The following is an 8,744-nucleotide window of genomic DNA, read 5'->3' as shown; positions in this document are numbered from 1 at the left end:
CAATGTAATCAGTTTGCAAAATGGGTACTTATAGCCCATTCCACTCCGAAAAACTATAGTAACACAAAAACTCTTCTCCTCCCTTCGTCTTTCCTATCTTCTTTTAGAAGGTACTACTATAACAGCTATAAGTCCATCATCTACGCTTATGGTTCTAGTTATCCCCAAAAAGTATCTCCTAATTTTTAATTATTCCCCAATACTAGCTAAAGACGATTATCTGCATTCATTATATTAATGGGGAAGTTAATATAAACTCGTGAGAACCTATTCCATAAGAGAAAGACCGTATATAGAAGTGTAGTAAAGAACAACTAGATTAGCAGCAAGATAGGCCTAACTGCAGCAATCATCAATCGCTTTAATATAGACAAAAGACAACTTCAGCACAAAAAAGTTGTCAAATTTAGTTTTACGACCTATCGCATCATACTCTTTTTCTTGTCAATGGCTGAAAAATCAGTATCTTTGCCATGATTAATAGTTGTTAGACTCATCAAGAAGTTTGTCAATCTAGCCTCAAATTCTCTCACGCAATGACAATAACGTAGACGTATCAAAACTTATGTCCCACTATCTATTCGCATAAGCAACTAGAGCAACTGGACAAGTGCTGTCTCAGCGTCCTATACACAGAACCTTCACTATCCTTGCGTATGCAAAAGTCTTTCCTTCCCCTTTTCTTATCAGCCAGTATTATCGCTCCCATAGGACTTTATGCAGCTAATGCTCTCCAAAACCGGGTCATCATCGGCACTTTGGTAGGAAAAAACGACAAACTCCCCATCTCCAATGCAGACGTCCGGACTAAAGGTGCACGCCCTTCAGTGGCCACGACCGACAGTTTAGGACGTTTCATCTTGCACACTGAGACCAGCTCTACCGATAGTCTGCATCTCACTGCCAGTGCCTTAGGCTACGAATCCCACTCCTTTGCAGTGGCTCTCAAGAATAACAGCGACACATTGCGCATAGGGGAAGTATCACTCAAAAACAGTGACGTATTGCTCAGCGCAGCAGAAGTAAAAGCTGTGCTTGCACGCATGGAACAGAGAGACGACACCACAGTATTTAATGCTGCAGCCTTCCGCACTGCAGAGGGTTCGTCGTTGGAAGCTCTCATCAAACAACTTCCCGGTGCGGAAGTGGGCGCCGATGGTAGTATCAAAGTAAACGGAAAAACCGTGAAGGAACTACTCATCAATGGTAAGGATTTCTTCAAAGGCGACACTAAAGTAGCGATGAAGAATCTTCCTGTAAATCTAGTTTCTAAGGTCAAAAGCTACGATAAGAAGAGCGATTTGGCTGAGCAAACTGGCATTGATGACGGAGAAGAAAGTTTTGTACTCGACATCTCTACGAAACGAGAGCTCAACCAAACTCTCCTTTCTAATATAGATGTTGCTGGTGGACGTGATGATGAGAAAAACAATCTCTATCAGGCCAAACTGATGTTGATGCGTTTCACCGACAACAGCCGTTTTGGTTTCTTCGGCTCTCACAACAACATCGGCGATCGTGGATTTGGCGGCCCTCGAGGCTTCACCTCCAACAATGATGGTCGCACCGTGTCCACCATGGCAGGTCTAGACTTCTCTTGGGACAATGGTATCAAACGCTTCACTTCTGGAGCTTTTGAGATTGGTGGTAATGCCCTCTATTTCCGCAACGACAACAACACAGAAACGATTACTGCCACTGAGACTTTTCTCACAGCTGGTCGAAAACCCAGTTTTTCTAACGCGCATCGATTTGCCAACAGTCTTAGTCAAAGTGTACGCGCATCGCTCCGTTTGATGTGGAATCCCGACTCCCTGACCTCAGTGTCTTTCCGTCCAAATTTCAATTGGAGCGAAGGTAATACAAGCAGCAACAATCGCGCAGCCACCTTCGATAACGATCCTTTCACCTCTCTTGGAGTAGCCAGCACGGACGAGGTACTCGACCGCGCCTATGGCAGTACGACCCGCGGCACTGCTGACACATTAACAAGCACCCTCCCCTATCTAGTCAATCTCAATAATAATAACACCCGTGGCACCTCATGGAGTCGTTCGTTAGATGGACAACTAAACATGACTCGCAAACTCCCAGGGCGCAAAGGGCGCAGCTTCACCTTAGAAGCTCGAGGCAAATGGGAAGAGTCAAGTGCAACAAATTACAGTTTAGCAGACTTTCATCGCCGTTTGCGCAGCAATCCCACCCAGTCCGTGCTCGCTCCCAATGGCACGCACCAATTTTCTAGCCGTCCTTCCACCAATTGGAGCTATCGTCTTGGTGCATCCTACGTAGAGCCCATCGTGGGCAAACTCTACGGAGAGCTTCGCTATTCCTATGAACATCGCTTCACCGATGGCAGTCGCGACCTCTATAAGCTCACCTCACTTTCTGGCTACAATACACTCAATGATTATATCACCGCCAACGGTAGTTTACCCGAAGCCTTATATAAGTTGAGTAGCGAGTCACTGCAAACCCATGTGGATCCAGCCCAGTTGCTCGATCGCATCAATGCCAACGATCTCTATGCAGCAGCGCGTGATGCCGCCAATTCACAGTCTGCCACCTATCACTACAAGCGCCATCGCGTTGAAATGGGACTTCGTTACAACACCAGCCTCATCAATCTCAACGTAGGTCTGCGCTATATGCCCGAGAACACACGTTTGGACTATACCCGAGGCACAGTGGGACATATCGACACCACACGCACCGTGCAAAACTTTGCGCCCAACCTCCGTTTGCGAGTCAAGTTTTCAAAGACCCAGCGATTAGACTTTTTCTATCACGGCGACACCTCACAACCCTCTATGACCAACCTGCTCAACGTGGTGGACAACTCTAATCCTCTTCACATCACAGTAGGTAATCCTGGTTTGAAACCCTCCTGGAGCGACAACTTCCGTTTGTTTTACAATGGTTATAACACCGAGTCTCAACGAGGCATTATGGCCAATCTCCACTTTAGCAATGAGCGCAACGCCGTGACCCAAATGCTCATCTACGACGACGCGAGCGGTCGACAATTCACACGTCCCGAGAACATCAACGGCAACTGGAGTACCAATGGTGGATTCACCTTCAACACTCCCCTCAATTCCTCCAAGATGTTCACCATGTCCACATCGACTAACGTGAACCTGTCGCGCTCAGTAGGCTTCATTGCCACCACTTCACAACCCATCACTCTTCCCGATGCCCCAAGCATCTCTCAGGTCAACCAACTCTTTGCTGACGCTCATGCCCAAAAGAGCACCAACCGCATCAGTGGATTCTCCGAGAAACTCGACTTTTCCTATCGTCGCGACTTGTGGGATATCACGCTCGATGGTCGTGTGTCATACCAGCACTCACGCTCCTCTCTCAGTCCCAATCGAAATCTCGACACCTGGAGCTATGACTATGGTGTTTCCACCAACATCACCCTCCCTTGGAGCATCAGTTTGTCCACAGACCTAAGAATGACATCACGCCGTGGTTTTGCTTCTTCAGAGCTCAACACCAACGAACTCGTGTGGAATGCTTCTCTCTCGAAATCATTCTTGAAAGGCAATGCACTCACCATGCGCCTCGAAGGCTTCGACCTGCTCAATCAACAGAACAACATTAGTCGTTCGCTCACGGCCTTGATGCGCACCGACACGTGGAACAATAGACTCAACACCTATGTCCTGCTGCACGCCATTCTCAAACTCAACGTCTTTGGTGGTGCCAAACTCCCCACTCCTCCAGAAGGCCATGGCCCTGGTGGTCACGGTGAGCAACGTGGCCCTGGCAACTTCCGCCCCTCCATGCCTCCAGGCGGTGGTGGGAGAATATTCTAAATCTCTGGCTTTTGTGTCTTATTTGTCATAGACACACCGTTTCATTTCCAGGAGCATTCTCAATGAGGATGCTCCTGATCTTTTCGAGTAAAACTCGCAAAATTATTCGTTCCCCTAGGGTGCAATGTGCAAAATCACTAGTTTTATTGCGTAAAACACATTTTTCTTCGCGAAACCCAGCTGTATATTTTGAAATTTCTTTCGTAAATCGTATATTTGCAGATATAAAATCAGCCATTCTCGCATATAAGCCATACGGTGCAGCGAGGTTTTTCCCCAGACGTCTCTCAGGACGTATGCGCCTTATCTCTAATCATGAAAGATGTGGCTGTCACATCTCAAACAACAATCTGTTATGACAAACCGACTCCAATTATTAGTCAAGAAATTTGCAGACGGTCGTAACACACGGTTTGCAAGTTTACTCGACACGAATGAAGCGCGCATTCGGTCGTATCTCACAGGTACGGTTTTACCGAAGTATGATTTTCTAGCATCTATCAGTGAGCGTTTAGGGGTATCGGTGGATTGGTTGCTTACAGGTGATGGTGAAATGATGATTGCCGATCGAGAATCGGCAGAGAGTGATGCCCACAGAGCCAATCGTTTTGAAGCACTTCCTGTGTATGACAACGATTTTACCTGTGGATTTGAGGAGGTGAACAATGAGCAACCAGCTGTCCCTAGTTTTTACATGGACACACCCCTCAATCGCTCAGCCGACCTTTGGTGCTCAGTGCAAGGCAAAAGCATGTTGCCCGATCTTGAGCCTGGCGACAAAATTGCGCTTCGCCAGTGTTCACTCGAGAGCTTCGAGCCTGGACACATCTATGCCGTTGTCCTCGACGACTTGCGCACGGTCAAAAAACTACGTCGCGTGCCTGGCAATCCCGAATTGCTAGAATTCATTGCTAGCAACCCCGACTATGGTGTGGAACGCTACCCCATCAGTCGCATCCAACAGCTCTATCGTGTAGTCGGAAAGTTGCATACTTTCTGATTCTACGGCAACTATCAAACAAAACTCCCCATCGTTCATAGAGAAGAGAACGATGGGGAGTTTTCTATGATACTTATGGCCCTTATGGGAATGCTGCTATAGCGCGAACTCCTGTGAAGATGTGCACTCCTCGATGGTGTCCTAAACTTGTGTGTAAGATCCAAAGTTCTTATTTTGTGGTAAAAACAATTATCCTTAACATTACTCTCCTCAGGGGAGTTTTAAGACTCGAAGCAATACTTAATCATTGAGCTGTCACTAACACAGTCTTTTTGTCGAGTCTTATGAGGGACAACAATGCAATGCTGTCGCCCTCGCAAATGGTACTCCCAAATCCTAAGCTTAATTTGTACATTGCTCTCACCCATTCAGAATCTTTTCGTCTTATGGTATTCGGTGTCTTCAAAGGAGAGCAACACAGTTTTTCGGACAAAGCTCCGTTTGGGTAGTAACCCCAAAAAGGCGTATAGGTCAAATTGCAGGCTGAGAATTTTGTCTTTTTCCTTGTTCAGATCAACAGATAGCATTATATTTTTGCCCGCAGTTTGAAGCATAGCAGAGCTCTGCTGGGGAGCAACTCTGTGAGGAATAAAGCTGCATATAGCGACATGCATAAAACAGGATGTACATCATTGTGTATCCTGCTTTTTTATGCAAAGAGCTTTTATCAATGCCAAGAAAAACCCACAAATGAACCGCTTGCGGTTCTTTGTCGACAGACCGCTATGGTTGTTCAAATTCTTCTTCAAATCAGTGAATGTTCCCTCTATCTTATTGTTCGTATTTGGCATACCTACACAGTTCTGTTTTTGATAGGTAAATAAGTAGGGCAAAAAGAAGTCTATGCTTCTCATTGCCGACCTTAATCGCTTGTGGGTATATTTGAGTTTTTCCCGACTTGAGCAGACTACGTTTGTTGAGCGTATCTGCCCAGAAGTTTCTCCACGAAATGTACCTTTCCTTGAACTCCGTTTCTGTAATAGAAGGCAGAGTCACCATCAGTTCCTTTAACGCTCTAGCTGCCTTAAGTCTTGGATTATTAGTGAGATAACGTCTGATTATTTGCTTCATGTGGAATTGACACATCTGAAGATTGTAACCTGCAAGCAGGTTGAACAGTGCTTGCTTTCCGTCAATGATTATCCCTTTGATAAGATAACCTCTAGCCTCTATACTACGCACTGCATTTAAGTAATCAGCAGTGGTTTCACTCTTGATAAACTCGACATACAAAGGGTATCCAGAAGCATCATCTAGAGCAAGGAATACTCCCCAATTATGTCCCCAATAAGTTGCGTCAAGATGAACGTATCCACTATGTCTTGACAGATCTGGTTGAACCCATTCTTTTGTCACGTGAGCAAGCATCCGTTTGATGGTTGAATCGCTGACGTTGAACATGTCTGAAAGTTCAGAAATCGTCTGTTTATTCTCTTGGTATATATTCCAAATTTCTTCTTCGCAAGGTAGCTGCTTGCGACGGAATTGATAGCCACAATCTAAGCATTTGACTATTCATTTAGCAAGTAAAGAATCTTGTTTTTTTGTAAGCTATGCAAATAGAAGCCTTGTTCTTTCAGATAGGAAAAGAAATGTTGCAGACTTTGCTGTTGTTTATCGCTTCGTCTAACATAGTAATAGATAGATTGGGCGAATTTCTTTTCATCGACCTGACTACTCGCTGCTAATTGATGTATCAGTACAGGCAAGAGGTCATAATACACCCATGCGGTGTTAGCAGCCTCATTACTATCTTTTGTTCCGACACTGACACTATTGTTGGCTCGTATGCTGCGTTTCGCTTTCTTTAGCATTGTCAAGTTGATAGGGCAATGTTCTATCGAATCCACAAACATGTTCTTGTGTACAATGTACTTACCAAAAAGATATTTGGCCAAATACTCAGTGACTGATTCTGTAAAGAAGTTTAGTTCCTGATTAGAAATGTCTTTCTGGTAAGTTTGTTGATTACCAATCACAAAATGCAGCATTTCGTGTAATAAGGTATGTTGGTAAAACATTTCTTGATCCATAAGCAACACGCTATCCAATTTCAAAGAGAAATTAGCAGATAGGCTATCCAAATCCTCACTTCTCCCCATAGAGGCTCTAAAATTGAGGCCTGTTTTCACGATTGCAATATGCTTTTGGTTCTCTTTGGAAAAACCTGTAAGACTGTCAATCGCACTCAATGCTCGATATATAATGCTGTCATCAGGAGTCGACACACTAACTTTCGGAGAACATTGGTTAGATGGTTGTCCAATTGTGTCAAGTGACAATTTACGATACAACTTTGTAGCTTGCATCTCGTTTTCTGCAAGTAGTTTGACATTCAACCCCTTGTATTTAATTGTTTTATATTCATAGATGGGCTTATAAAACAGAAACAATGAAGGATACTTTTCGTTTGGTGGTATTATTATCTTTTCTGTTGTATATAAATCTACTAGACCTTTATCAGTAAGAAGATAAAAGAGAGATGGATTTATGTGTAGAATGTAAGTAGTTGTATCTCTTTTTTGTGTGTTTATAGGGAGTAGAGTTCCCCATCCCTCATAATGTATATATGAAAATGAGGGGATGCCTCTATTATTGACCAGTGTCCCTGCTATAAACGAACAATCGTTATATGATAATGAAAAGTACTCTTGCGCTGTCTCCACATATTGACGCTCCTGTTTCTCCAGTTCAAGTGTATTCCAGTTCGTTAGATTTAGATTGTCCCACTTCAAGTGTCCATATTGCAGACTAATAGGAATAAATGGACGTAGAACGGTACTAAAGTATGAACTGTTTTCAAACTGATATTGCTTCAGTGAAGATAACGTTGTCTCTCGTGAAAAATCTATCTTTACTCCTAATTGAATATAAGGTGACAATGACCAACCTCGGGGAAGAGAATCTGTCAAGGTGGCATAGTCTGAGTAAAAAGGAGATACTACGACACGTTGCTGCCCAAATAGCGATACAGGTACCGCAAAAAGCCATATTATTATAAATAATATTGGTGAAATGCGTGTTGATTTTCTCATTTTAGATATTATTTTAACAAAATGTATGCTTGTAAATAGAATTCTGATGAAATTTTCTCTATCTCACAATTCACGTCAGGTAAAGACTGATTAGGCAAACGAGAGAGAGAAAGTTTTTGAGAAGGACACCCTCCTGAGCATATGTGTTTTGTCCAACATTTTTGACATTTTTCTTCGAGTTCATTAATAACTGGTGCAATGGCAAATCCTACATCAAAATGAATATTATCATCAAAAATATTACCAATAATATCTTGTTGATTGTTCATATGATGATGTATTTATGATTAGAACGCTACGAATCTACACACTATATTTTAAAAACGCAAGTGGAATATGAGGGAAATTACATATTTAACATAAATCTATGCTTTGATTAGATGCGTGCAGAACCTATAACAACCCCAATTCAGGATAAGGAACTCTTATTTTTTGCCTTAAAATAGTTTCAATAAAAGCCCAAAAAGAGGATTATTTTTCGTGTATTTGTCGTTGATAACCAAACAGAAAACAAAAACTATCCTCTATGAAACTTATCAGCAAAGTTACGGAATTTTATTGTATTGCAGATGATTTCTGCAAAGAATATGAATTGGAATTTGTACTTTCAAAATCGAAGTGCAAAAAAAGCACTTTTACTTTCAACTCTCTCTCCAAACATCCCTAAAACTCGCAATAGAAAGGGAAGAATGAGCGATGCAGAAATGATTACTATTCTCGTCTTGTTCCACAGCAATACGTTTCGCAATTTCAAACATTTCTATCTCTTCTACGTCTGTCGAGAACTAAAAGAAGAGTTCCCCAATCTACTTTCTTATACTCCCTTTGTGGAACGTATGCCATGAGTGGCAGTTCCACTTTTGCTCTTCCTTAAACTAGCTCTGA

The 8,744-nt window shown here is 42.9% G+C and carries 5 protein-coding genes; 2 read left to right on the top strand and 3 right to left on the bottom strand.

Annotated features, from left to right (window positions below; genetic code table 11):
- The first annotated feature begins 656 nt into the window (after positions 1–656).
- Together HMPREF9999_RS01675 and HMPREF9999_RS01670 are read left to right on the top strand one after the other, a co-directional pair.
- Entirely contained in the window at positions 657–3,824 is a 3,168-nt protein-coding gene (locus HMPREF9999_RS01675; protein ID WP_009436527.1) for an outer membrane beta-barrel protein, read from the top strand.
- A 355-nt stretch (positions 3,825–4,179) separates the two neighbouring features.
- The gene (locus HMPREF9999_RS01670) at positions 4,180–4,824 is read left to right on the top strand and encodes an XRE family transcriptional regulator (protein ID WP_198144606.1); all 645 of its coding nucleotides are present in this window, start codon (positions 4,180–4,182) and stop codon (positions 4,822–4,824) included.
- A gap of 771 nt (positions 4,825–5,595) precedes the next feature.
- Here the strand turns inward: HMPREF9999_RS01670 and HMPREF9999_RS01660 are convergent.
- From HMPREF9999_RS01660 to HMPREF9999_RS10160, 3 genes are all read right to left on the bottom strand, one after another.
- On the bottom strand, positions 5,596–6,225 hold the full coding sequence (locus tag HMPREF9999_RS01660; RefSeq protein ID WP_009436522.1) for a hypothetical protein: 630 nt from the start codon (positions 6,223–6,225) through the stop codon (positions 5,596–5,598).
- Positions 6,226–6,335: 110 nt separating this feature from the next.
- A complete protein-coding gene (locus HMPREF9999_RS01655) occupies positions 6,336–7,859 on the bottom strand; it encodes a hypothetical protein (RefSeq protein WP_157049577.1) in 1,524 nt (507 codons plus the stop codon).
- An 8-nt stretch (positions 7,860–7,867) separates the two neighbouring features.
- A complete protein-coding gene (locus HMPREF9999_RS10160) occupies positions 7,868–8,128 on the bottom strand; it encodes an SPASM domain-containing protein (RefSeq protein WP_009436519.1) in 261 nt (86 codons plus the stop codon).
- Positions 8,129–8,744 lie beyond the last annotated feature (616 nt).

It is taken from the genome of Alloprevotella sp. oral taxon 473 str. F0040 (assembly GCF_000318095.2).
In the GTDB taxonomy this organism is placed as follows: Bacteria; Bacteroidota; Bacteroidia; order Bacteroidales; family Bacteroidaceae; genus Alloprevotella.
Note: the sequence above shows the minus strand (reverse complement) of the source record. Positions and strands in the feature narration are given on the sequence as shown.

Coding starts and splice junctions, on each gene's coding strand:
- HMPREF9999_RS01675 (WP_009436527.1), top strand. CDS start 657: ATGCAAAAGTCTTTCCTTCCCCTTTTCTTATCAGCCAGTATTATCGCT.
- HMPREF9999_RS01670 (WP_198144606.1), top strand. CDS start 4,180: ATGACAAACCGACTCCAATTATTAGTCAAGAAATTTGCAGACGGTCGT.
- HMPREF9999_RS01660 (WP_009436522.1), bottom strand. CDS start 6,225: ATGTTCAACGTCAGCGATTCAACCATCAAACGGATGCTTGCTCACGTG.
- HMPREF9999_RS01655 (WP_157049577.1), bottom strand. CDS start 7,859: ATGAGAAAATCAACACGCATTTCACCAATATTATTTATAATAATATGG.
- HMPREF9999_RS10160 (WP_009436519.1), bottom strand. CDS start 8,128: ATGAACAATCAACAAGATATTATTGGTAATATTTTTGATGATAATATT.